Origin of the sequence: Fructilactobacillus vespulae (assembly GCF_047324295.1) — a bacterium.
GTDB classification, from domain to species: domain Bacteria; phylum Bacillota; class Bacilli; order Lactobacillales; family Lactobacillaceae; genus Fructilactobacillus; species Fructilactobacillus vespulae.
In genome coordinates this window covers 1156323-1180826 of the sequence record NZ_CP137138.1, presented here as the reverse complement: position 1 = coordinate 1180826, position 24504 = coordinate 1156323, and the positions used below count along the sequence as shown (strand labels likewise).

The following is a 24504-nucleotide window of genomic DNA, read 5'->3' as shown; positions in this document are numbered from 1 at the left end:
GTATAATTAAAAGAAAATGTATACCGAAAGAAGGATTGTAATTTGCAGGTTAAAAAATTGCCCATAGAATTTATTGATGGAAGAAGTGTCCTTCGAAAAATTGAAGAAAACGGATATGAAGCTTATTTTGTTGGTGGAAGTGTCCGCGATACTTTATTAAAATTGCCCATTCACGATGTTGACATGGCAACCTCTGCTTACCCCTCAGAGATAAAAACCATTTTCAAAAGAACTATTGATACTGGGATTGATCACGGCACAGTGACCGTTTTATTTGATAACAAGCCATTTGAGATAACCACATTCAGAACAGAAAGCGGTTATCAAGATTATCGTCGACCAGACAAAGTTACTTTTATCAGATCTTTAAAAGAAGATTTAAAAAGAAGAGATTTTACAATTAATGCTTTTGCAATGCGTGAAAACGGTGAAATTATCGACTTGTTTGATGGAAGAACCGACTTAAAGGAACGTAAAATTAAAGCCGTTGGTGATGCTAATTTACGCTTTAACGAAGACGCCCTCAGAATGATGCGAGCCGTTAGATTTGCAAGTCAACTAGACTTTCAGATTGAAGCAAAAACATTTCAAGCAATCAAAGATAATTGCCAGTTAATTCAAAAAATAGCAATCGAAAGAATCAACGTTGAATTTATTAAAATGATGTTAGGAATTAAACCTGAGAGAGGTTTACAACAAATGCTTGATACCAACTTGTTTGAAAACATTCCTTTTTTCAATGATTTTCTAGACGACTTAAAACTTTTATTGAATAAAGACTTAATGCATAAAATTCACAACGAAGTTCAAGTATGGACATTGTTTTCAATTCAGTTTAAGCTAGATGAACAAATGACTAAGAAAATGATGCGTATTTTCAAATGTTCAAACAAATTAATTAATGACGTTGTTGCTGCCACCAAGGGATGTAATTTAATTCTTCAAAACCAACTTGATGCATTTAATCTTTATCAAATTGGTAAAGTAAATATATTAAATGCAAATCAAAGTGCAACTATTTATGGTGGTCAAATTAAAGAAGAAAAACTATTAAATGATTTTAATTCCTTACCAATTAAAGAAAAGCATGAATTAGAAATTAACGGCGGATTTTTAATTAAAAATGGTATTAAACCAGGTCCTAAGCTAGGTAAAGTATTAAAACAACTTGAATTTGAGGTTGTTGACGGGAAATTATTAAATAATCAATCCCAATTACTTAACCGAGCAAATGAAATATTAGAAAGTAACTGAGGTAGTTATGGTAGAAACTTTACGAGCTGAAAAATTAACTAAAACATATGGTGAAAAAACACTATTTAAAGATTTAGACTTTATTATTAATGAACATGATCGAATTGGATTAATTGGAACTAATGGTAGTGGAAAATCTTCATTATTAAATACAATTTCTGGAATTGATCATGATGTTTCTGGAAATATTATCACTTCTAAGTCATATCGAATTGGATATTTAAAGCAGCATCCCGATTTACCAGAAGATTTAACTGTAATGGAAGCAGTTTTTTCTGGTGATCAAACTGTATTTAAAATTATTAGAAACTATGAAGATGCACTTGATAGATATTCAAAAGAATCTGATAACAAAGATTTAGAGAAAAAATATCTAGATGCTGAAGCATTAATGAATGAAAAAGACGCTTGGAATGCCGAAAGTAAAGTTAAAACCATTCTAACGCAATTACAAATCACTGATATGAATCAAAAGATTAAAAACATGTCTGGTGGTCAACAAAAACGAGTTGGTTTAGCACAAGTTCTTATTCAAAATCCTAATCTACTAATTTTAGATGAACCAACTAACCATCTTGATTTTGATTCAATTGAATGGTTAGAACAGTATTTAGCTAAGTATAAAGGATCATTAATTGTAGTTACTCATGATCGTTACTTTTTGGATCAGGTTTCTAACCATATTTGGGAACTTTCATTCGGAAAACTTTTCCAATATCCAGGAAATTATCAAGACTATGTTGCCAAAAAAGCAGAATATCTTGATGAAGAACAGGCTGCAAGTCACAAAGCACAACAATTATATAAGCAAGAATTAAAGTGGATGAAAGCTGGAGCTAAAGCTCGTTCTACCAAACAAAATGCAAGAATTGAAAGATTTAATCAGTTGGAAGATCAAGTTAAAGATGGTACTCCAGTTGAAGATAGCCTCGATATTACGATGGGCCAACAAAGATTAGGGAAAAAAGTTATTGAAATCAATAATCTTGATTTAGAAGTTGGTAGTCATCAAATTTTAAAAAATTTCAGTTTGTTAATTCAAAACAACCAAAGAATTGGAATTAGTGGTGAAAATGGTGCTGGTAAATCTTCTTTCTTAAATGCAATTGCTGGAAAATTACCTATTCAAGGCGGGTCAATTGAAATTGGAGAAACCGTAAAAGTTGCTTACTACACTCAACAAATGGAAAAGATTCCAGACGATAAAAGAGTCATAAGTTATTTATCAGACATTGGTCAAAATGTAACCGATAGTCAAGGAAATAAAATAAGTGTAACTACACTTTTAGAACAATTTCTATTTCCTAAATTCATGCATGGTACTTTAATTAGAAAATTATCTGGAGGAGAAAAACGACGCCTTTATCTATTGAAATTATTGATGGAGCAACCAAATGTATTACTCTTGGATGAACCAACTAATAACTTGGATATCGCCACTCTAACGGTTTTAGAAGACTATATTAAGCATTTCAGTGGAACTACTATCACGGTTTCTCATGATCGCTACTTTCTAGACAAAGTGGCAGATCATTTATTAATTTTCAAAGGTAACACTGAAGTTGAAAAGTATACGGGAATCTTTACTGATTATTTAAAAAAACAAAAAGAAGAAAGTAATCAGGTACAAGAAACCAAAATTAATTCGGTTGTTAAAGAACAACCGCAAAAAGAAACCAAAGATATTCATACCAAAACTAAATTAACTTATGCTGAAAAAATTGAATACGATGGAATCGAAGATAAGATTGATCATACTGAACAAGAAATCAATCGAATTACTCAAGCTATGCAAGATAATGGTGATGACTATGGTAAGTTAGCAGAACTACAATCTGAACTAGAGAAAGTAAATCAAGAATCCGATAATTTAATTCAGCGTTGGGAATATTTAAGCCAATATATCGATGATTAACGAAAGGAATTTATTATGTTAGAACAATCCTACTTGGACCTAGCTAAATTTGTATTAGAAAATGGGCACAAAAAAGATGACCGAACTGGTACCGGTACAATCAGTTATTTCGGCCAACAAATGCGTTTTAATTTAGAAGAAGGCTTTCCTCTATTAACTACCAAAAACGTCCCATTTCGCTTAATAAAGAGCGAATTATTATGGTTTTTACGTGGAGATACTAATATTCGTTACCTTTTGCAAAATAATAACCACATTTGGGATGAATGGGCTTTTAAAAACTGGGTCACATCAGATGAATATACTGGACCAGATATGACTGATTTTGGTTTAAGATCACAAAATGATCCAGAATTTAAAGAAAAATACCTAGAACAAAAAAAGCTATTCTGTCAAATGATTCTGGATGACGAAAATTTTGCTAAAAAATTTGGTGATTTAGGTTTGGTTTATGGAAGCCAATGGAGAAAATGGAAAACGACTACTGGTGGTACTATTGATCAAATCCAAAAGGTAATTAACACCATCAAAACCAATCCAGATTCTCGTAGAATGATTGTTTCTGCCTGGAATCCTGAAGATGTTGATGACGTAGCACTACCACCTTGTCATACAATGTTTCAATTCTATGTAAACGATGGTAAATTAAGCTGTCAGTTATACCAAAGAAGTGCTGATATTTTTCTAGGAGTTCCATTTAACATTGCAAGTTATGCGTTACTAACTAATTTAATTGCTAAAGAATGTAATTTAAAACCGGGTGAGTTTATTCATACCCTCGGAGATGCACATATTTACCTAAATTTGGTTGATCAAGTTAAAGAACAGCTATCTAGAGAAGTTTACGAAGCTCCTCAACTATGGTTAAATCCAGATAAAGAAAGTATTTTTGATTACGATATGGATGACATTAAAATAAAAAATTATAAACACCATAGTGCAATCAAAGGTTCAGTTGCAGTTTAAGGAGAATAGTAAATGTTAGCTTTCATTTGGGCAGAAGCAAAAAATAAAACAATTGGTAAAAATGGCGGCCTTCCTTGGAACATTCCCGATGACATGAAGTTTTTTAAAGAAACCACAATTAATCATCAGATACTAGCTGGGTCAAAAACCTTTGCAAGTTTCAAAAGACCATTACCAAAGAGAAAAAATTTAATTTTAACTCACCAAGATTCAAATGATTTTCCAGAAAATACAACCGTTTTTAATAATGTTGATCAATTTTTGCATTATGCAAATGAATTCAAAAATGAAACTATTTTTGTAGTTGGCGGACAGAAAATTTTTAAAGAATTATACCAACATGTAGACTTTTTGTATATAACAAAGATAGATAAAAACATCGATGGTGATGTCAAAATGTTTGATATTAATTACGATGATTTTAAGTTGTTAAAAAGTTGGAATGGTGAAGAAAACCAAGAATATCCACACCGATTTGAAATATACCAACGCAAATAGAAGAGGTATGTTATGAGAAAAAGTTTTTATGAATATTTAATGACGGAAAGAAATCCAGATAGTCATTCGGAGATTGCAGAGTTTGCTAATAATGCTTTTTTTGACAATCTATTCCCAAAACACACAAATGACTTTGATTTGGTTTCTAAATACTTGGAGGAAAATGCCAGTTATCTACCTAGTATGACAATTTTTGATGAAGCCTGGAATAAATATTTAGAATATCTGGATTAAGGAGTTATTTAATGAAAAGTAATATACAGTGGTTTCCCGGACATATGGCGAAAGCAATTCGACAATTCGAAGAAAACATTAAGCTCGTTGACATCGTTTTTGAATTAGTTGATGCTAGAATTCCGTACACTTCAATCAATCCCGAAATTAAAAGAATCAGCAAAGATAAGCCACGACTAATTATTTTAACCAAAGCTGATTTAGCAGATCCACAAAAAACGATGCAATGGATTAAATATTTTAAAGATCAAGGAATTATGGCAATTTCGATTGACTCTAAAGTTAGTGGGGTCAGAAAGAAAATCGAAACTATTGCAAATTCAATCTTAAAAGACCTGCTTGATGCAAAAGCAGATAAAGGCTTTGAAAGAAAATCAATCAAGGCAATTTGTGTTGGGGTTCCTAATGTTGGAAAATCAACACTTTTAAATCAATTAGTTAGCAAACGATCTGCTCCCGTGGGAAACCGTCCTGGTGTTACCAAGGGACAACAATGGTTGACTTCTAATGGAAAATTAGAACTATTGGATACACCCGGTATTTTATGGCCTAAGTTTCAATCACAAAAAGTTGGAGAAAAATTATCATTAACTGGAGCTGTGCGTGAAAGTTCATACCACAGTGATGATGTGGCTCTATTTGCACTTTCTTTCTTTAAACAAACTAATCCAAATGCAATATTAAATAGATATCATCTTAATGAAGCTGATTTAGAACTAAATGACCCGGAATTACTGTTAAAAATTACAGAAAAAATTGGTATGCGTGATGATTACGATAGAGCGGCAGATCGAATTATTAACGACGTTAGAAAAGGTAAGTTAGGTCGTTTTACTTTAGATATTGATGTAAGTGAAGCTGAAAATGAAGATTAAAGAAGTTAAAGATTCATTTCAAAATGTTAGTGACTATAACGATCCTTTATTCTTAGAATTTGAAAATGACCCTCGTAAAGGGGTTCAAAATATTATTACTAATACTAAAAAAAGAATTAGCAAGTTAGAAATCGAAAAAGAAAAATTCCGCAATCGATTTAACTTTGAAACAGAATTGTGGAATCAAGGATTAAAATATGTCGCTGGTATTGATGAAGTTGGTCGTGGACCATTGGCAGGACCAGTTGTTGCGGCAGCAGTTATCTTACCCAAAACATTTAATTTAGTTGATGTAAATGATTCAAAACAACTTACTGATAAAAAAAGACGTGAATTATTTGCTAAAATTAAGCAACAAGCCATTGCTTATAATTTTTCAGTAATTAGTAATGAAGTAATCGATGAAGTTAATATCTATGAAGCAACCAAAATCTCAATGAAAGACGCTGTTTCCGGATTGAAAGTTCAACCACAACATTTATTAATTGATGCAATGGAGATTAACACTGAGATTCCTCAGACAAAATTAATTAAAGGTGATGCAAAATCAAATTCAATTGCCGCTGCAAGTATTTTAGCTAAAGTAACTAGAGATAATCTAATGATTGATTATAATAATGAATATCCTGAGTATGACTTCATTAATAACGATGGTTATGGTACTGCTAAACACTTGCTAGCTTTAAAAAAATTTGGAGTCACTCCCATTCATCGGAAAACATTTGCTCCAGTAAAAAATTTAATTGAAAAATAACTTTTATTCGTATCTTCTATAAAGATAGGAGAAAAATAATGGATAAAAGAAACGTATTATTAAGAATTAAATTATGTCCCGGGATTGGATTGAAAGGTGAGAATATCATTTATGACTGGATTTCCAATCACCCCAATTCTGACAATCTTTCTTTGGAAGAGATTCAAAACTGTATTGTTGAATGTTTGAAAGCTAATCATCTTAAATACCAAAGGTTTATTGATAACTTTAAATCATCCAAGTTAGATGAAGAAGTAAAGATTAACAAAACTGAGAATTGGATTTGTATCTTAGATGATCATTATCCAACTCAATTAAAAGAGATGTATTTACCACCCATTGTTTTATTTTTTCGTGGTAATATAGATCTCTTTTTTAGCCCAGCAATGCTTGGAATTGTGGGTTCTAGAAAGTGCTCACAATATTCCATTACTGCCATGAAAAAAATTGTTACTAAAACAATTACTAACCGTTATGTGATTGTTTCTGGTCTAGCAGCTGGAGTTGATACTTTAGGTCATCAAATTGCGCTAGCTAATAACGGTAAAACCATTGCAGTTTTGGGAACTGGGCTTAACAAAAATTATCCATCCAGTAATAAATGGTTACAACGTGAATTAGAAAACGATAATTTAATCATTAGCGAATACGGTCTTAATGATGGACCCCAAAAACATCATTTCGTTGAAAGAAATCGAATTATTGCAGGATTAAGTCACAAATTGTTGGTAGTTGAAGCTCGTATGAAATCTGGGAGTTTGATTACAGCTAGTTTAGCTTTGCAAAATGATCGTGATGTTTTAGCAATTCCTGGTAGTATTATCAGTGGCTATTCAGCTGGAACAAACGCATTAATTGCCGCAGGTGCACAAGCTTGTTTAGATGACAAAGATCTTCTAGGAAGGATTGTTATTTGACACCTCAATTAAACTGCAATATGATGGTTTAGAAATTCAAGGTTAATTATCATATTCAAATTAATGAGGAAAAAATTAATGGCCACTAGCACGACTACAAAAAATAAAATAAAAAAAAGTACCAAAAGTACTACTAAAAAAAGAACTACTAAGAAAAAATTAGTAATCGTTGAATCACCCGCCAAAGCTAAAACAATTGGTAAATATCTAGGAAGAACTTATCACGTTGTTGCTAGTAAGGGACATATCCGTGATTTACCAAAAAGTCGAATGGGAATTGACATTGATGATAATTTCACCCCTGAATATATATCTATTCGAGGTAAAGGTGATACCATTAAAATGTTAAAAGCAGAAGCCAAAAAAGCTAAGGAAATTTATTTAGCTTCTGACCCGGATAGAGAGGGAGAGGCAATTGCTTGGCATGTTTCGCATGCTTTGAAATTAGATGTGAAGCAAGCCAACCGAGTTACATTTAATGAAATTACCAAAGATGCTGTCAAAGAAGCTTTTAAACATCCGCGAACAATTGATATGAACTTAGTTGATGCCCAACAAGCACGTCGGGTAATTGATCGATTAGTGGGTTACTCAATTTCACCAATTCTATGGAAGAAAGTGAAAAAAGGGCTTAGTGCTGGTCGAGTTCAATCAGTTGCACTTTGGATTATCATTCAAAGAGAAAAAGAAATTCGAGCATTTGAACCGGAAGAATATTGGACAATCGATTCTATTTTTAAGAAGGGGCGTAGTAAATTTAAAGCTTCCTTTTATGGCGTTAACGGTAAAAAAGTTAATCTAAAAAATAATGATGACGTTCAAAATATCTTAAAACAAATTAATACTAAAAAAGATTTTGATATTAAAGACGTTAAGAAACGCGAAAAGAAAAGACAACCGCCACGTCCATTCACAACTAGTACAATGCAACAAGATGCCAATAGAAAGCTGAAATTTAAGACTAGTAGAACAATGATGGCCGCTCAACAACTTTACGAGGGAATTAACATTGGTAAAGAAGGTAGCCAAGGTTTAATAACTTATATGCGTACTGATTCTACTAGAATCTCTGCGGGTGCTAAGCATGAAGCAGCTGAATTTATTCATCAAGAATACGGTGCTGATTATGCCATGAACCATCCTAAAGTGGGAAAATTACCAGAAGGAGCGCAAGATGCCCACGAAGCAGTTCGACCAACTTCTGTTAAACATACTCCCAAAAGTATCGAAAAGTATTTAACTAAAGACCAATTCAAATTATATAGTTTAATTTGGTCAAGATTTTTAGCCAGTCAAATGACTCCCGCAATCGTTGATACTGAAACGGTAACTGTTCAACAAAATGGGGTTGAATACCGAGCAAATGGTTCCAAACTAAAATTCGAAGGATATTTGAAAGTTTATTCTGCTGGAAAAGAAAAAGACAATATTCTTCCCGAGTTAGCAGTTGGTGATTCCGTTAGTTTAGAAAGTAATTTACCGGATCAACACTTTACTCAACCACCAGCACGCTATACTGAAGCTAATTTAATTAAAACCCTTGAAGAAAATGGAGTTGGTCGTCCGTCAACTTACGCACCAACGCTTATGACCATTCAAAAACGGTATTATGTTAAATTAGACGCTAGAAGATTTGTTCCTACAGAACTAGGAGAAATCGTTGATAAGCTAATTGAAGAGTATTTCCCAGACATTGTAAACGTTGATTTTACAGCCGATATCGAAGGCAAACTGGATGACATCGAAGCAGCTAAATTAAAATGGATTAATTTAGTTAATAGTTTTTATGATCCTTTTGCTAAAGAAGTTGATTTTGCTGAAAAGGAAATGAAAGATGTTCAAATTAAGGAGCCATTAGCTGGATTTAATTGTGAAATTTGTGGAGCTCCAATGGTCGTTAAAATGGGTAAATATGGTAAGTTTTTTGCTTGTTCTAGATTTCCTGACTGTCGAAATACACAAACCATTGTTAAAGAAATTGGAGTAACTTGTCCTGTGTGTCAAAAGGGACAAGTCATTGAAAGAAAAACCAAAAAGAATCGTCTATTTTATGGTTGTTCTAACTACCCAGAATGTGATTTCGTTTCATGGGATAAACCAATCGGTAGAAATTGTCCAAAATGTAATCATTTCTTAGTTAACAAGAAAGTTCGTGGTGGTTGGCAAGTTATTTGTCCAGAGGGCGATTACCAAGAAGACGTAATAAAATAAAAAGACTGTTCTCTGAACAGTCTTTTTTTCAAAGGATTGCTAATTATTTATGGAAAATGAAAAATTAATTAATTTGTTTATTAGGTACATTTTAAATGAACGTCAATATTCAGTGAAAACAGCTCAAGCTTATCAAGAAGATTTAAAACAGTTTTGTTCATTTTTAAAAGAAAATGGTGGTCTTAAATCATTTTCGGAGATAGATAATCTAGATATCGAGGTTTACTTAACCAATCTAAACCAGTTAGATGATAGTAAAAGCACCATTGCCAGAAAAATCTCTTCCTTAAGGTCATTCTACAATTTTCTAATTAATAATCGGATAGTTGAAAATAATCCCTTTACTTATATTAATTTAAAAAAGGGAAATAGTCCTTTACCTAGATTTTTCTTTGAAAAAGAAATCGATAAACTAATTAAAACTGCAGAAACGGGAAATAATCCAATTCTTGCTTATCGAAATGTTGCTATTTTAGAAGTACTCTATGGAACCGGAATTCGTGTTCAAGAATGCGCTAATTTAACTTTGGAAAAAATCGATTTTGAAAATAATATGATTTTAGTTTTAGGTAAGGGAAACAAAGAAAGATATATTCCCTTTGGTAACTATGCTAAAAAAGCAATGTCTATTTATATCAACAAATCGAGAAAAGTCATCATGAACAAATATCAACAAGATCACAATTATCTTTTTGTCGATTTTCATGGAAAGCAACTGACAGAACGAGGAATTGAATATATTCTTAATCAGATAATGAAAAGAAGTGGGATTAACTCAAGTATTCATCCCCACATGCTTCGTCATACATTTGCTACTCAAATGTTAAATAATGGTGCTGATTTAAGAACCGTACAAGAATTATTAGGTCATGAAAATTTATCAACAACACAAATTTATACCCATGTAACTAAAGAAAAGCTTTTAAAGAATTACCAACAATTTTTTAAAAGGAAAGAATGATTTTTTTAAAAAAAGTTAAATTTTAGTGGTTTGTTCTTTTAAAATAATTTGAATAATGTAATACTAGATAGTATATTAAATTTGCCGTGGAGGACAAAAATGACAATAACTTTAAAAAATAAAAAACTAGAAGCTTGTATAAAAGTTAACGGAGCTGAATTAATTTCTGTTAAAAATCCAGATGGCTTAGAATACATTTGGCAAGCTGATCCAGATCATTGGAAACGTCATGCTCCAATATTATTCCCGGTTGTAGGAAGACTACAAAACGATGAATATAATTATAACGGCAACATCTATAAGATGTATCAGCATGGGTTTGCAAGAGACAGTGATTTTGAAGTTATCAATGCCAATGACTCACAAGCAATTTTATTGTTAAAATCTAACCCAGAAATTAAAAAAATCTATCCATTTAATTTTAAGTTGTTTATCACATACACTTTGGTTGACGATACCATTAGAGTTAACATGGTTGTTAAAAATGAAGATGAACATTCAATGTACTTCTCAATTGGGGCCCATCCAGGATTTAAAGTTCCACTAGAGCCGGAAAAAGAAAATTATACTGACTACCACGTTTCTGCTAATCCTGCCAAATCATATGGTTTAATTAAATTAGATGAAAACGGACTAACGACTAGCAATGAAAATAATTTTGATAAGGAAAGTAATGACATCAGTATTTCTCATGATTTATTTTCGGGAGATGCCAAGATTTTTGACTTAGGAACTAATAATAAAACTTCCTTTAATTTATACTCTACTAAATCAAAACATGGAGCCGAAGTTACAGCTTATGACAACCAATACTTTGGCCTATGGTCTACTTACCCCAAAAAATCAGACTTTGTTTGTATCGAACCTTGGTGGGGGATTGCTGATTCTGAAAACAGCACTGGATTCATTAAGGATAAAAAAGATATCAGTCGCTTACGTTGCGGCGATGAATTTTCAGCTAACTTTGATATTAGATTCTTCTAACCAAAAAAAGACTTTCATTCGGAAATATGAAGTGAACCCCCTGAGTTGGAGTAAATCCAAAACTCAGGGGGTTTTATTATGTTTTCAGCTAAAATAAAGAAACAAGTTTTAAGTGAATATCTACAGGGAACTTCGTCCCTATTACTTATGAAAAAGTATGGTATCAAAGGAACTGCGACGATTTATCAGTGGCTCAATCTATTTAAAATTTTTGGCGATCAAGGATTAGAAAATTGTCGGAGGAAGACATTTTATGACTATTCCTTTAAAATCAAAGTTATCAAATGGCGACAAGAACATCATGCCTCATATCCAGCAACTGCAACCCATTTCAGATTGAAACAACCGATGATAGTTTGGGACTGGGAACGAAAACTGATTGAGGGACGTCTTAAGCCATATAAAGGACGGTCTTTAAAAATGACAGATAAATCTAAACAATCTAAGACATTGAAACAACTTCAGGAGGAAAACGAGCTTTTACGATTTCGGGTAGCATACTTGGAAAAACTCGAAGCCTTGGCACAGAAAAAATCTCAAACAAAGAAAAAGCCCAGCTAATAACTGAGCTAAGGCGTAAATTCAATGTTAAATTAGTTGTAGCTTTAAAAGCAGTACACATGTCGAGCAGCAGTTACCACGATGCACTTCATCGTAAATATCAATCAGGATCATCAACGTTAGTTGATGAGATTAAAAGTATTCGTTTGGAAAATCCTGATTACGGTTACCGAACAGTGACTTTAGCGCTTAAAAATAAGGGAATCATCGTTAATCACAAGGCAGTACTTCGTATTATGCGTGAAAATAATCTACTTTGTCAGGCATTCAATCGACGAACGAAAAAGTATAACTCTTATAAAGGAACTGTAGGTACAGTTACCCATAACCGTTTAAATCGTCGTTTTAAAACGAATCGTCCATTTCAAAAAATCGTTACTGATGTAACGGAGGTCCGTTGGGGTAATCAAACGATCAACGAACGTGCATACTTTACAGCTTATATGGACCTTTATAATGGAGAAATTCTTGAATGGAACATTGGTCGTAGACCAACGGTAGACTTTGTCACACGACCCCTTAAACGATTAGTGGCAAGATGTTCATCCTTACCATACCGTATGACAATTCATTCGGATCAAGGGTTTCAGTATCAGAACTTTAGGTACGTGAATATTTTGCGACAAGCTCGCGTTTTCCAAAGCATGAGCCGCAAGGCCACATGCCTAGATAATGCGGTAGCTGAAAGTATCTTTCACATTCTTAAAGTTGGCACGGTTCACAATTATCAATACCAAAACTACGAAGAGCTAGAATCTGCCATTACAAATTACGTAGATTATTACAATAAACATCGTATTAAAACAAAATTGGCCGGTATGTCACCGGTAAAATACCGGGAACATACCAGCCAATTAGTAGCTTAGAAATTCACTCCAATTTATGGGGTTCACTTCAATATCCGATCTGAAAGTCTTTTTTATGTTATTTTTTTACGTATTTTAAATACCAGTAATATAAACCAAAATCAACAATATTTTCTTTTCTTTGAATAATCTTCTTGATATTATTTCGATGACGGTAAATGGTAAAGCAAGTTAAACAAAATGCTAAGACCATCAAAGCAATATCATGGAAAAAATATGAAGATAACAAAGTGATTAAAAATCCGCCAATACTACCTAAACTAACGGTACTAGTTATAAAAATACAACTAACAAATGCAACTGCGGCAATTAAGAAAAAGGTGGGATTATAAGCTAGCAACATTCCAGCACTAGCTGCAACTGCCTTTCCACCCTTAAAATGGTCAAAAATAGAGTAGGTATGACCTAAGATTGCTGCAACCCCAAATATTAATGGGTACCATGATGAAATTCCAAATTGGATTGGAAGCCAAGTTGCAACGAATCCTTTACTAATGTCTAATACCATTACAATCGTTCCAGCAACTGGACCTAAAACACGATATGTGTTTGTTGCACCAATATTTTTGGAACCATGTTTTCTAATATCTACATTAAAAAACTTTTTCCCTACCCAAACTCCATTTGGAATAGAACCTAAAAAATACGCAATAATTAAAAGAATTACTATTTTAATCATTTTTCCTCCAGTGAACTTAAATAAGTAACAAAAATTATTTTAGCATTAAATGGATTATTAAAACAGATTTACAGATGATAATTATTAAGTGAATAGCATTTGCAATACATTATAAATAAGTTATTATAAAATATGAGCCCAAAAGGAGTTTTTCGCAAATGAAGAAATCAAATAATTTAGAAACATATGATGACTCTTCAATCCAGGTTTTACATGGATTAGAAGCAGTTCGAAAACGACCTGGTATGTACATTGGATCAACCGATGGTAGAGGTCTACATCACTTAGTTTATGAAATCGTAGACAATGCAGTTGATGAAGCAATTGCAGGTTACGGAAAAGAGATAAATGTCACAATTCACACTGACGATAGCATTACTGTAGTGGATCATGGTCGTGGGATGCCAGTTGGAATGCATTCCTCTGGTAAACCCACTCCAGAGGTTATTTTAACTGTTTTACACGCTGGTGGTAAATTTGGTCAAGGTGGCTATAAAACATCAGGTGGACTGCACGGAGTCGGCTCTAGTGTAGTTAATGCCTTATCTAGCCATTTAACTGTTCAAATCATCCGTGATCACGTTAAATATCAAGAAGACTTTGAAAATGGTGGACATCCAGTTGGAACATTAAAAAAATTAGGTAAAACCAAAGAATCTAATGGAACAACGATCACTTTTAAACCAGATGCGGAAATGTTCACCACTACCAATTATAATTTTGATACTTTAGCTACTCGACTTAGAGAATCGGCCTTCCTATTAAAAGGGGTTAAGATTACTTTAACCGATGAGCGAATCGGCAAAGAACGCGCTGAGGTTTATCTTTATGAAGATGGAATTAAAGAATTTGTTCAATACTTAAATGAAGGTAAAAGTACCCTTGGAAGCGTAATGTATTTTGATGGCACTAAAAACGGTATCGAAGTTGAAGTAGCTGCAGAATATAATGATGGCTATACAGAAACAATGCTTTCCTTCGTTAATAACGTTCGAACTCGTGACGGTGGAACTCATGAAGCAGGATTTAAAAGTGGTTTAACGAAAGCATTTAACGAATATGCTAAAAAAGTCGGTATCCTGAAAGAAAAAGATAAAAATCTAGATGGATCTGATATTAGAGAAGGTTTAACCGTAGTTATTGCCTTAAGAATTCCGGAAGAGGAATTACAATTTGAGGGCCAAACTAAAGAAAAATTAGGAACACCTGAAGCTCGATCAATTGTTGATAGTGTTATTTCAGAACAACTGCTTTATTTCTTAATGGAAAATGGAGATTTAGCAACTAACTTAGTCCAAAAAGCATTACGTGCTAGAAACGCCCGCGAAGCAGCTAAGAAAGCCCGCGAAGAAAGTCGTCATGGTAAAAAGAAAAAGAAACATGAAAAACTACTTTCCGGTAAGCTAACTCCAGCTCAATCAAAAGATGCTAAGAAAAATGAATTATTCTTAGTCGAGGGTGATTCAGCTGGTGGATCTGCTAAACAAGGTCGAGATCGAAAGCATCAAGCAATTTTGCCATTACGGGGAAAAGTTCTTAACACTGAAAAAGCAAATATTGCAGATATCATGAAAAACGAAGAGATTAGTACAATTATGTATACAGTTGGTGCCGGAATGGGCAGCGACTTTTCCCTAAAAGATGCTAATTACGATAAAATCATCATTATGACTGATGCCGATGATGATGGTGCTCATATTCAAATTTTATTACTAACTTTCTTCTATAAATTTATGCGCCCAATGATTGAAGCTGGGCATGTTTATGTTGCTTTACCACCTTTATATAAATTGCAAGAAGGTAAAGGGAAGAATGCAAAAATCGAATATGCTTGGACTAATGAAGAATTAGAAAAAGTTAGAGGTCATTTTAAAAATGGGATGACTCTCCAGAGATTTAAAGGTCTTGGGGAAATGAATGCAGATCAACTTTGGGAAACTACAATGGATCCTGAACATAGAACATTAATCAGAGTACAAATTGATGATGCTGCCACAGCTGAACGACAAGTATCTACGTTAATGGGAAATAAAGTTGAACCACGTAGAAATTGGATTGAAGATAACGTTCAATTTAACTTAGAAGATGAAGGAAGTATTTTAGATAATACAAAATAATTGGAGGTGAGTTACGTGGTTAAAAAAGCTGAAATTAAAAATTTATCTTTAGCATCCGTTATGGACGAACGTTTTAGTCGTTATTCTAAATCAATTATCCAGGAACGTGCATTACCAGATGTTCGTGACGGGTTAAAACCAGTTCAACGTAGAATTTTATATTCTATGAATAAAGATGGTAATACTTTCGATAAGGGTTTTAGAAAATCAGCCAAATCAGTCGGAAACGTGATGGGAAATTTTCATCCTCATGGTGATAGTTCTATCTATGATGCAATGGTTAGAATGAGTCAATCATGGAAACTCAGAGAACCCACCATCGATATGCACGGAAACAACGGTTCTATGGACGGTGATCCTCCGGCAGCAATGCGTTATACTGAGGCTCGTTTAAGTAAAATATCTGGTGAAATGCTAAGAGATATCGATAAAGATACCGTTGATTGGGTGTTAAACTTTGACGATACCGAATCAGAACCAACCGTTTTACCAGCTCGGATTCCTAATTTATTGATTAATGGTGCTACCGGGATCTCTGCCGGTTATGCAACTGAAATTCCACCTCACAATTTAGGTGAAGTAATCGATGCTTTAATTTATTTACAAGAACATCCAGATGCGACTCTAAATGACTTAATGCAATTCATCAAAGGTCCAGATTTTCCAACTGGGGGAATCGTTCAAGGATTAGATGGAATTAAGCAAGCTTATGAAAGTGGTCATGGAAAAGTTATGATTCGCTCAAAGAGCACCATTGAAAATTTACGTGGTGGAAAAGAGTTAGTTAAAATAACTGAGATTCCTTACGAAGTCAATAAATCACAATTAGTAAAACAGATTGATGAAATCAGAATTAATAAAAAAATTGATGGAATTGCTGAAATTAGAGATGATTCTGACCGTTCTGGACTTACTATTTCACTTGAATTGAAGCGAGATGCTGATGTTAAAGGTATTTTAAACTACCTTTATAAAAATACAGACTTGCAAATATCTTATAATTTTAACGTAGTTGCAATTAAGGATATGCGCCCACAACGGCTTGGGTTAAAAAATATTTTACAAACTTATCTTGATTATCAAAGAGATGTATTAACTAAAAGAACTAAGTTTGATTTAAAGAAAGCCCAAGATCGCCAACATATCGTTGAAGGTTTAATTAAGGCATTATCTATTTTAGATAGTGTTATTAAAACCATTAGAGCTAGTTCTAATAGAAAAGATGCCAGAGATAACTTAGTTAGCGAATATCAATTTACTGAAAAACAAGCAGATGCAATCGTAGCATTGCAACTATATCGCTTAACCAACACTGATGTCACTAAACTTCGACAAGAGAACTCTGATCTAGCAGTTAAAATTGCTGAATTTGAAAACATTCTAGCTAACTCGAATGAATTAGATAAGGTTTTACAAACAGAACTACTTGAAATTAAAAATGAGTATCAAAGTCCACGTAGATCAAAAATTGAAGCTGAAATTGAAAATATCAAAATTAGTAAAAAAGTAGTTGTTCCAGACGAACAAGTTATGGTCATGATTTCTCGTGACGGCTACTTAAAACGAAGCAGCATTCGCTCATTTAAAGCTTCAGAATTAAATGATAACGGTATTAAAGACGAAGATCGTCCAGTTTTAATTAAAAAACTAAGCACTAGAGATAACATCTTTATTTTTACTGATGGTGGAAATCTAATTTATAAACCTGTATTTGAAATTAACGAGGTTAAATGGAAAGACACCGGCGAACACATTTCGCAATTAAATGGGTTAGATTCAAAAGAAAAAATTATTGCTGCTTTTGATTTTAGTAATCTCAAACAATCCGGTTCTTTCTTAATAACTACAAGGTTCGGTAATATTAAACAAACTGAATTTAGTAAACTTTTACCTGGAAGAACTTACAAAACAAGAGCAAGTATGTATGAAAAATTCAAAACTGACGAGGATTCTGTAATTAACGTTGAATATCTTGAAGCTGGGGATGTAAAAGACGTATTAGTAATGACAGAAGCTGGATTAGCCCTCAGATATAACTTAAATGAAGTTTCTGTAAGCGGAGCACGGACAACCGGAGTTAAAGCAATTAACTTAGGTGATAACGATAAGGTTGTAAATTCACAGGTTGTTACTGAAAATTCTCAAATTGCAATCATTTTCCAAAACGGTAACTTTAAAAAAATCGAAGTTGCTGAAATTCCGGTAACTAGTCGTGCTCGAAAGGGAATTAAAGTTCTCAGAGATTTAAAGACCAGAGAAAATCTGATTGGAAACTTCACTAAAATTAATGCCGATGATATTATGTTAAGAGTTTATACTGACCACCTTAACGGACATGATATTATCTTAGGTGAGCATAATCTATCGAATAGAACCTCAAATGGATCCGCTGAAATTAACGTGGAAACTGATGGAGTTCCAACTTCAATTGAACACTTATTAATTAACGAAATTGAACTAATTAATACTAAATAAATACTAATTTTGTGATATGGTATTACTATAAAATAATTAAGGGAGCGTATTTTAAATGACTAAAGAATTAGTTTTCGGACACAAAAATCCAGATACTGATGCGATTGCTGCTTCGATTGCATTAGCTTACTTAGAAAAGCAAAAAGGTGCAGATACTGAGGCAGTTGCTTTAGGCAATCCAAATCCTGAAACTAAATTTGTATTAGACTATTTCGATGTTAAAGCACCACGAGTTGTGAATGCTGCTTTACCAGAAACTGATACAGTAATGTTAGTTGATCATAATGAACCACAACAAAGTATTGATGATATTGAATCACTAACAGTTAACTATGTGGTAGATCATCACAGAATTAGTGGTTTTAATACTGCTAAACCTCTTTACTACAGAGCAGCTCCTTACGGTTGTTGTTCAACAATCATCACAAAAATGTTTGCTGAAGAAGGAATTGATATTCCAAAAGAAATTGCTGGACTAATGGCATCTGCAATCATTTCAGATACGTTATTATTAAAATCACCAACAACCACTTCAGTTGATGAAGAAGCTTTAAAAGCACTTGCTAAAATCGCCGGAATTGAAGATGTAAACGAATATGGTGTTAAGATGCTTAAGGCCGGTACTAACGTTGACGCAAAAACTGATCAAGAATTAATCGATAGTGATGCTAAATCATTTACTTTAGGTGGAAAAAACATTCGTATCGATCAAATCAACGTTGTCGACTTAGCTGACATTACTAAACGTCTTGCTGATATTAAAACTGCCATGAAAGCAGAAGCTGAAAAAGAAAATTACGACTTATTCTTAGTATTAGTTACAAATGTACTAACTAGTAATTCAGAATTAATTGTATTTGGGGAACCTAAAGATGTCGTTGAACAATCATTTAATTCAAAATTAGATGAAAATGACGTTATGAGTCTTCCTGGAGTTGTTTCAAGAAAGAAACAAGTTGTTCCTCCATTAACTGCAAAATTAGAAGCAGCTGAATAATTTTTTAAGGACCGTATTTAATATGTTCCTTTTTATTATAAGTTTAATTGTTTGCAATCTATTTATATATGTTTATTATTAGGTATATAAAATAAATGGAGGTAATATGATGAACTCATTCGATAAAGAAAACTTAAAGGATAGACTAACTCCCGAACAATATGCCGTAACCCAAGAAGCTGCCACTGAACCTGCTTTCACTGGTAAATATGATAACTTCTTTGAAAAAGGTTTATATGTTGATGTAGCTTCTGGAGAACCATTATTTACGTCTGAAGATAAATACAATTCTGGTTGTGGCTGGCCAGCATTCACTAAACCGGTCAAGAAGGAAGCTTTAAAAAGTAACACAGATAAATCCTTTGGAATGATTAGAGAAGAAGTTAAAAGTTCAAATGGAAATTCACACTTAGGTCATGTTTTCCCAGATGGACCACAAGATAAAGGTGGCTTACGTTACTGTATTAACTCAGCAGCTTTAAAATTTATTCCATTTTCTGATTTGGATAAAGAAGGTTACGGAGAATACAAGGATAGTTTTAAATAAAAAGGATGGTATTATAAAATGAGTCAAAAAGAAACAGCAATTTTTGCCGGTGGATGCTTTTGGTGCATGGTAAAACCATTTGACGAAATGCCAGGAATTGAATCAGTAATCTCCGGTTATACTGGTGGTCACGTTGCTAATCCAACTTACGAAGAAGTTTGTACAGAAACTACCGGACATACTGAAGCTGTAGAAATTACCTTTGATCCAGATGTGATTTCATATGCTGATTTGGTTGAAATTTATTGGAGACAAACAGACCCAACTGATGCAATGGGACAATTCCAAGATCGCGGAGATAGTTATCGTCCAGTTATCTTTGTTAATGGTCCTGAACAACGCAAGATTGCAGAAGAATCAAAAGCAAAATTAGAAGATTCCGGAAAATTTGATCAACCAATTGTAACTAAAATTGAAGATGCAAAACCATTTTACCCAGCAGAAGACTATCATCAACATTTCTACAAAAAAAATCCCTTTAGAGCCGAAATTGAAGAAATGGGTGGTAGAGACCAATTTAAAAGGGAAGTTTGGGGAAATAATAAATAAACAAAAAACAACTAGATTTATTATCTAGTTGTTTTTTTGTATTATACAACCTAGTGAAAATCAATAACTTCAGGTGCTGTTCTAAACGATTCAATTAACACGGTATTAAGCCTCAATGTAATAATTGTTTGATTTTCGATATTTTCAGATAAATTCTTTATCTGAGGATTATTAACCACTAATTGATTTACTTCTTTCACATTGGTAGTTGCAAATGCAGTGATATCATTTGAAGAAAAACGTAATCCAGTTTTATCATCATACAAACTTGCAATTGCAACTTGATTATTCAAATTAATATTAGAAACCCGTTTAGTATCATTGTTAGTGACAATATATAATATATTTTCTTCCTCTTTACTTTGACTGTATGTAACAATTTAATTACTGATAACTTTATTACCATCCTGTGTGGCCAAATATAGAAAAGCTGGTAAAGCGTCTAGCACTGTTTGAAAGCGATTTTTATTTTTTAGATTACTACCACTTACGGCATTCCGCTTTTTCATTTTTTTGATTGTCAAAAATGTTAGCGGTATTACCAGTACTAAATATCCAATTAAGATTCCTATAAATAATCTCAATAAACTGGTTTTAATTCCAGTTAAAATAATAGCAAGCGAAAATGAAAATGAGTAAACAACTAATAATTCAATAAATCTCTTTAAATACATAATTATCTCCTTTTAATTATTATCAATAATGATTATAAACTAAACGCAAGATTTTAACATTATTTATTTTTAATTTGTTATAATAAACACTGTATAATCAAAAATTTAAAAACTGGAGGATTAATCACATGGTAGAAAAAATAGAACCAAGTCAAGCACAAGATGTATGGAAAGACGTTGGTGAAAATGTTGATTTTGTTTCATTAGAACTAAACCGTGATGACCCCGAAAAAGCCAAAGAAGGTATTCAAGAATTTGCAGATCGCTCTCAAGCAATCATTAGATCTATGCGTATAAGGCAACCAGAGGCCGATTTGAGGGTTTCAATTGGATTCAGTAACAATGCATGGGACTTCCTTTTCCCAAACGCTCACAAGCCCAAAGAATTAGAAACATTTGCAGGGGTAAAAGGTCCAAAATACAGTATGCCTGCAACGAATGGAGATTTATTTTTACATATTCGGGCAAAAAATCAAGCCGTAGTTTATGAGGTTGTTTCGCAATATCGTAAATTTTTAAAGGATTTCACTAAGGTTTTAGATGAAGTCAAAGGATTCAGATATTTAGAAGGGCGTGCAATCATTGGATATATTGATGGTACCGAAGCTCCACTAGTTGAAGACGCTGCACCTTATGCAATTATTGGTGAAGAAGATCCTGAATTTATTAATGGTTCATACTTATTTGCACAAAAATGGATTCACGACATGGATTTTTGGAATAAAATGCCAACTAGTCATCAAGATAAAGCCGTCGGAAGAGAAAAATTTACTGATTTAGAGTTAGAAGAAGACGATAAATATGAAAATGCTCACAATTTAGCATCAAATACAGGTGACGATAATAAGATTGTTCGAATGAACGTGCCATTTTCTGATCCTGCAAGTAATAAAACTGGTACGTATTTCATGGGATATGCGCGTCATTGGAGCGTTACCAAAGGAATGCTTCAACAAATGGTTGATATGAGCGACTTTTTATTAACTTTCTCAACACTAGTAACTGGAACTTTATATTTCATTCCATCAAGACCAATGTTAGATGCAATTGCTGGTGGTGAATTAAACCCAGAAATTGAAAATGAAGACGAATAAAAACATTAAAAGATACAGCGAAAGCTGTATTTTTTATTTTAAGAAAATAATTTAATTTATAGTAAGAGTTGCTTCTTCTAGTTTAAAATATCAACTCCTTAATAGCAAAATAAAATGCAATTCTTACTATTTATTGACTACTCTTTTTCTTAATTATATTATGTCTTAAATATTATTTTTGCTTAATAGCAGGGGGGACTTATGACTTTTAATCACCTTTCTTTTGAAGAACGTATCAAAATTGAAGACTATCTTGAACAAGGTTTATCTCAAGCTCAAATCGCTTCCAAACTAGGACGTTCTCGTTCTACTATTTGTCGTGAATTGAAACGTAATATGCCTGAATATAACCCTCTTGGAATTTCTAACTTTAGATATTTAGGATCTAGTGCTGATAATGTCGCTAGACTTAGACGTATGGAAATTGGTTTAACTTCTAAACTCACCGACTACAACAAAAAAATAGTTGAAAAATATCTTAGGCTTAAATGGTCTCCAGAACAGATTGCCAATGGTCTTAAACATAAACTTAATATCTCTACTAACACTATCTACAACTGGATTTACAGTAACAAATTAGACTTTAAATTAAAGGATCTAAGACTTCACGGAAAACGCTATAAACAGCATCATAAGGGTCGTTTAATCCCTAGAAAAGAGAGTCAAATGATGAAGGCTCATTCAATTGAAAAAAGACCCGAAATTATTAATAAACGGGCTGAATTTGGGCATTGGGAAGTCTATACAGTTCTTTCATCAAGAAAGTCAAACGATTGCTTAGCAACCTTTGTAGAGCGTAAAACTAGAAGATATTTTGCCATTAAAATCAAGAATCGTACAGCAGACCAGTTTTCACTAGCTATGGATACCTTTATGGCAAACTTTACTGGTTCTGTAAAATCTATAACCTGTGATCATGGATCTGAATTTTCTAGTCATAGCTTGGTTTATCGAATTGAGCATACATACGGCGTTAAAGTGTTTTTTGCCCATCCATATTCACCACATGAACGAGGCTGTAATGAGCATCATAATCGTTTATTAAGAGAGTATTTTCCGAAGAAAACGAGCTTTAGAAATGTTTCTCCAAGTAAAATTTTACAAGCTGTTTTTGAAATTAATGAGCGTCCAAGAAAAACTTTAAACTGGAAAAGTGCAAATTTTAAATTCGAATCTGAACAAAACAAAGTTTCATTAAGCTAAAAAACTATATTAAGTTTTAATTAAATTGTTGCATTTGGGGTTGACAAGTGGCTTAAAATATCAACTTCGTATAATATATATTATGTAAACTAAAATATATTTTTATCTGAACTATACATCACCCATTCAATTTTAGCTCATCAAAAAATACCTTTACTCAAAATCTACTTTAAATAGATTAATTAGCAAAGGTATTTTTAGTTATTTATCTTTATGCTTCAACTAACAATGTTATTTTATAAAAATGCCGTAATTGCTGACGCACCGACAATCAAAATTAGTCCAACAACTGTGAATAACATTTCTTTTTGCGTTCTTTTTTGATGTAATACATAAATTCCAGTTAGCGTTGATACTAAAACAGCCATTTGCCCCAATACAAACGCTGTTGCAAGACCATTCATATTAGGTTGTGCTGAGATTAAATACATTAACATACCAAAACCTTGAGATAAACCGGCTAAGATTTGCTTATAAGATACTGATTCCAAAAATACATTTTCTTTTTTTAAATTAAATAAGCTATAAATTATTGCAAAAATTACCATTCCAATAGTTTGTGGAAGAAATGCATGAGCACCATCCATTGGTTGTAAACCTGGAATTATTGCCTGCATAGAAGGCATTGTTACAATTTGAGGTGCAGCAGAATAAACTAGATAACCTAAAGCACCAATTAATTGTAAAATAATCGCTTTTTTCAAAAATACCTTATCATTTTTTGATGATTGATTTTCAGTCCAAGCTGTAAAAGTTGCTCCAATTATAATTACTACTAGTGCTAATAGACCAATTAATTTTCCGAGCATACCACCCCAGTTTCCTAAAATGAATACTCCCCATAATGATGTTAAAATCAATTGAAATGCTGTAGTAATTGGCATAATTCTGGACGATCCTACTAATTTAAATCCTTTAAATTGCATGATTTGTCCAAAACCCCAGCCTAAACCAGATATAACTGCGAGAATTAAATCGATTCCAGTTGGAATTGATAATCCACGAATCAACACTAAAGCAACTGCAAATATAAATCCACCAAGTGTAGCTCCTAAAATTTGATTACTTGGTTTACCTCCGATTTTAGATGATATTGTGGGAAATAATCCCCATCCAATCATTGGTCCTAACCCGATTAAAATTGCTAGAAAATCCATTTTATCGCTTCTTTCT

The 24504-nt window shown here is 32.9% G+C and carries 24 protein-coding genes; 20 read left to right on the top strand and 4 right to left on the bottom strand.

What is annotated here, in order from left to right; genetic code table 11:
• Nucleotides 1–42: 42 nt before the first annotated feature.
• The 13 genes from R4B61_RS05900 (at nucleotide 43) to R4B61_RS05840 (ending at nucleotide 12996) form a co-directional block, all read left to right on the top strand.
• Nucleotides 43–1254, top strand: coding sequence for a CCA tRNA nucleotidyltransferase (locus tag R4B61_RS05900; protein ID WP_413627337.1), 1212 nt, complete (start codon nucleotides 43–45; stop codon nucleotides 1252–1254).
• Between the two features lie 7 nt (nucleotides 1255–1261).
• On the top strand, nucleotides 1262–3169 hold the full coding sequence (locus R4B61_RS05895) for an ABC-F family ATP-binding cassette domain-containing protein (protein WP_413627336.1): 1908 nt from the start codon (nucleotides 1262–1264) through the stop codon (nucleotides 3167–3169).
• Between the two features lie 15 nt (nucleotides 3170–3184).
• The gene (locus tag R4B61_RS05890) at nucleotides 3185–4135 is read left to right on the top strand and encodes a thymidylate synthase (RefSeq protein WP_413627335.1); all 951 of its coding nucleotides are present in this window, start codon (nucleotides 3185–3187) and stop codon (nucleotides 4133–4135) included.
• A 12-nt stretch (nucleotides 4136–4147) separates the two neighbouring features.
• Nucleotides 4148–4633 (top strand): dihydrofolate reductase, encoded by a 486-nt coding sequence (locus tag R4B61_RS05885; RefSeq protein WP_413627334.1) that lies wholly within the window; start codon nucleotides 4148–4150, stop codon nucleotides 4631–4633.
• A 12-nt stretch (nucleotides 4634–4645) separates the two neighbouring features.
• The gene (locus R4B61_RS05880) at nucleotides 4646–4867 is read left to right on the top strand and encodes a YozE family protein (protein WP_413627333.1); all 222 of its coding nucleotides are present in this window, start codon (nucleotides 4646–4648) and stop codon (nucleotides 4865–4867) included.
• An 11-nt stretch (nucleotides 4868–4878) separates the two neighbouring features.
• Nucleotides 4879–5742 carry a ribosome biogenesis GTPase YlqF gene (gene ylqF / locus R4B61_RS05875; protein ID WP_413627332.1) on the top strand — a complete coding sequence of 288 codons (864 nt, stop codon included), beginning with the start codon at nucleotides 4879–4881 and terminating at the stop codon, nucleotides 5740–5742.
• Nucleotides 5732–6496, top strand: coding sequence for a ribonuclease HII (locus R4B61_RS05870; protein ID WP_413627331.1), 765 nt, complete (start codon nucleotides 5732–5734; stop codon nucleotides 6494–6496). Before ylqF ends, R4B61_RS05870 begins: the two co-directional genes overlap by 11 nt.
• A 38-nt stretch (nucleotides 6497–6534) precedes the next feature.
• Nucleotides 6535–7413, top strand: coding sequence for a DNA-processing protein DprA (gene dprA, locus R4B61_RS05865; RefSeq protein ID WP_413627330.1), 879 nt, complete (start codon nucleotides 6535–6537; stop codon nucleotides 7411–7413).
• A gap of 78 nt (nucleotides 7414–7491) precedes the next feature.
• The gene (gene topA, locus R4B61_RS05860) at nucleotides 7492–9624 is read left to right on the top strand and encodes a type I DNA topoisomerase (RefSeq protein ID WP_413627329.1); all 2133 of its coding nucleotides are present in this window, start codon (nucleotides 7492–7494) and stop codon (nucleotides 9622–9624) included.
• 49 nt (nucleotides 9625–9673) lie between these two features.
• Nucleotides 9674–10585, top strand: coding sequence for a tyrosine recombinase XerC (xerC, locus tag R4B61_RS05855; RefSeq protein WP_413627328.1), 912 nt, complete (start codon nucleotides 9674–9676; stop codon nucleotides 10583–10585).
• Between the two features lie 99 nt (nucleotides 10586–10684).
• Nucleotides 10685–11569, top strand: a complete 885-nt coding sequence (locus R4B61_RS05850) for an aldose 1-epimerase family protein (RefSeq protein WP_413627327.1) — start codon at nucleotides 10685–10687, stop codon at nucleotides 11567–11569.
• Nucleotides 11570–11647: 78 nt separating this feature from the next.
• Nucleotides 11648–12130, top strand: a complete 483-nt coding sequence (locus R4B61_RS05845) for a helix-turn-helix domain-containing protein (protein ID WP_413627183.1) — start codon at nucleotides 11648–11650, stop codon at nucleotides 12128–12130.
• Nucleotides 12019–12996, top strand: a complete 978-nt coding sequence (locus R4B61_RS05840; protein ID WP_413628270.1) for an IS3 family transposase — start codon at nucleotides 12019–12021, stop codon at nucleotides 12994–12996. The genes R4B61_RS05845 and R4B61_RS05840 overlap by 112 nt, the downstream gene beginning before the upstream one ends.
• Nucleotides 12997–13054: 58 nt before the next feature.
• Here the strand turns inward: R4B61_RS05840 and plsY are convergent, their stop codons facing one another.
• Entirely contained in the window at nucleotides 13055–13675 is a 621-nt protein-coding gene (gene plsY / locus R4B61_RS05835; RefSeq protein WP_413627326.1) for a glycerol-3-phosphate 1-O-acyltransferase PlsY, read from the bottom strand.
• A gap of 158 nt (nucleotides 13676–13833) precedes the next feature.
• On the opposite strand from plsY, the gene parE reads away from it, so the two are divergent.
• The 5 genes from parE to msrA all read left to right on the top strand — a co-directional run bounded on the left by parE (nucleotide 13834) and on the right by msrA (nucleotide 20360).
• Nucleotides 13834–15792: a DNA topoisomerase IV subunit B gene (parE, locus tag R4B61_RS05830; RefSeq protein WP_413627325.1), complete on the top strand. Its 1959-nt coding sequence runs from the start codon at nucleotides 13834–13836 to the stop codon at nucleotides 15790–15792.
• 15 nt (nucleotides 15793–15807) lie between these two features.
• On the top strand, nucleotides 15808–18267 hold the full coding sequence (gene parC, locus R4B61_RS05825; protein ID WP_413627324.1) for a DNA topoisomerase IV subunit A: 2460 nt from the start codon (nucleotides 15808–15810) through the stop codon (nucleotides 18265–18267).
• Nucleotides 18268–18322: 55 nt separating this feature from the next.
• A complete protein-coding gene (locus R4B61_RS05820) occupies nucleotides 18323–19264 on the top strand; it encodes a manganese-dependent inorganic pyrophosphatase (protein ID WP_413627323.1) in 942 nt (313 codons plus the stop codon).
• 109 nt (nucleotides 19265–19373) lie between these two features.
• Complete coding sequence (gene msrB, locus R4B61_RS05815; RefSeq protein ID WP_413628304.1) at nucleotides 19374–19811, top strand: peptide-methionine (R)-S-oxide reductase MsrB; 438 nt, start codon at nucleotides 19374–19376, stop codon at nucleotides 19809–19811.
• A gap of 18 nt (nucleotides 19812–19829) precedes the next feature.
• On the top strand, nucleotides 19830–20360 hold the full coding sequence (gene msrA, locus R4B61_RS05810) for a peptide-methionine (S)-S-oxide reductase MsrA (protein WP_413627322.1): 531 nt from the start codon (nucleotides 19830–19832) through the stop codon (nucleotides 20358–20360).
• A 50-nt stretch (nucleotides 20361–20410) separates the two neighbouring features.
• On the opposite strand, the gene R4B61_RS05805 is transcribed toward msrA, so the two are convergent.
• On the bottom strand, nucleotides 20411–20653 hold the full coding sequence (locus R4B61_RS05805) for a hypothetical protein (protein ID WP_413627321.1): 243 nt from the start codon (nucleotides 20651–20653) through the stop codon (nucleotides 20411–20413).
• Between the two features lie 87 nt (nucleotides 20654–20740).
• Nucleotides 20741–21034, bottom strand: a complete 294-nt coding sequence (locus R4B61_RS05800; RefSeq protein ID WP_413627320.1) for a hypothetical protein — start codon at nucleotides 21032–21034, stop codon at nucleotides 20741–20743.
• A gap of 128 nt (nucleotides 21035–21162) precedes the next feature.
• Here R4B61_RS05800 and R4B61_RS05795 point away from each other — a divergent pair, with 128 nt between their 5' ends.
• Both R4B61_RS05795 and R4B61_RS05790 read left to right on the top strand, forming a co-directional pair.
• Nucleotides 21163–22128: a Dyp-type peroxidase gene (locus R4B61_RS05795; RefSeq protein ID WP_413627319.1), complete on the top strand. Its 966-nt coding sequence runs from the start codon at nucleotides 21163–21165 to the stop codon at nucleotides 22126–22128.
• Between the two features lie 201 nt (nucleotides 22129–22329).
• Nucleotides 22330–23331, top strand: a complete 1002-nt coding sequence (locus tag R4B61_RS05790) for an IS30 family transposase (RefSeq protein ID WP_413627318.1) — start codon at nucleotides 22330–22332, stop codon at nucleotides 23329–23331.
• Nucleotides 23332–23567: 236 nt separating this feature from the next.
• On the opposite strand, the gene rbsU is transcribed toward R4B61_RS05790, so the two are convergent.
• Nucleotides 23568–24488 (bottom strand): ribose/proton symporter RbsU, encoded by a 921-nt coding sequence (rbsU, locus tag R4B61_RS05785; RefSeq protein ID WP_413627317.1) that lies wholly within the window; start codon nucleotides 24486–24488, stop codon nucleotides 23568–23570.
• Nucleotides 24489–24504: the final 16 nt, after the last annotated feature.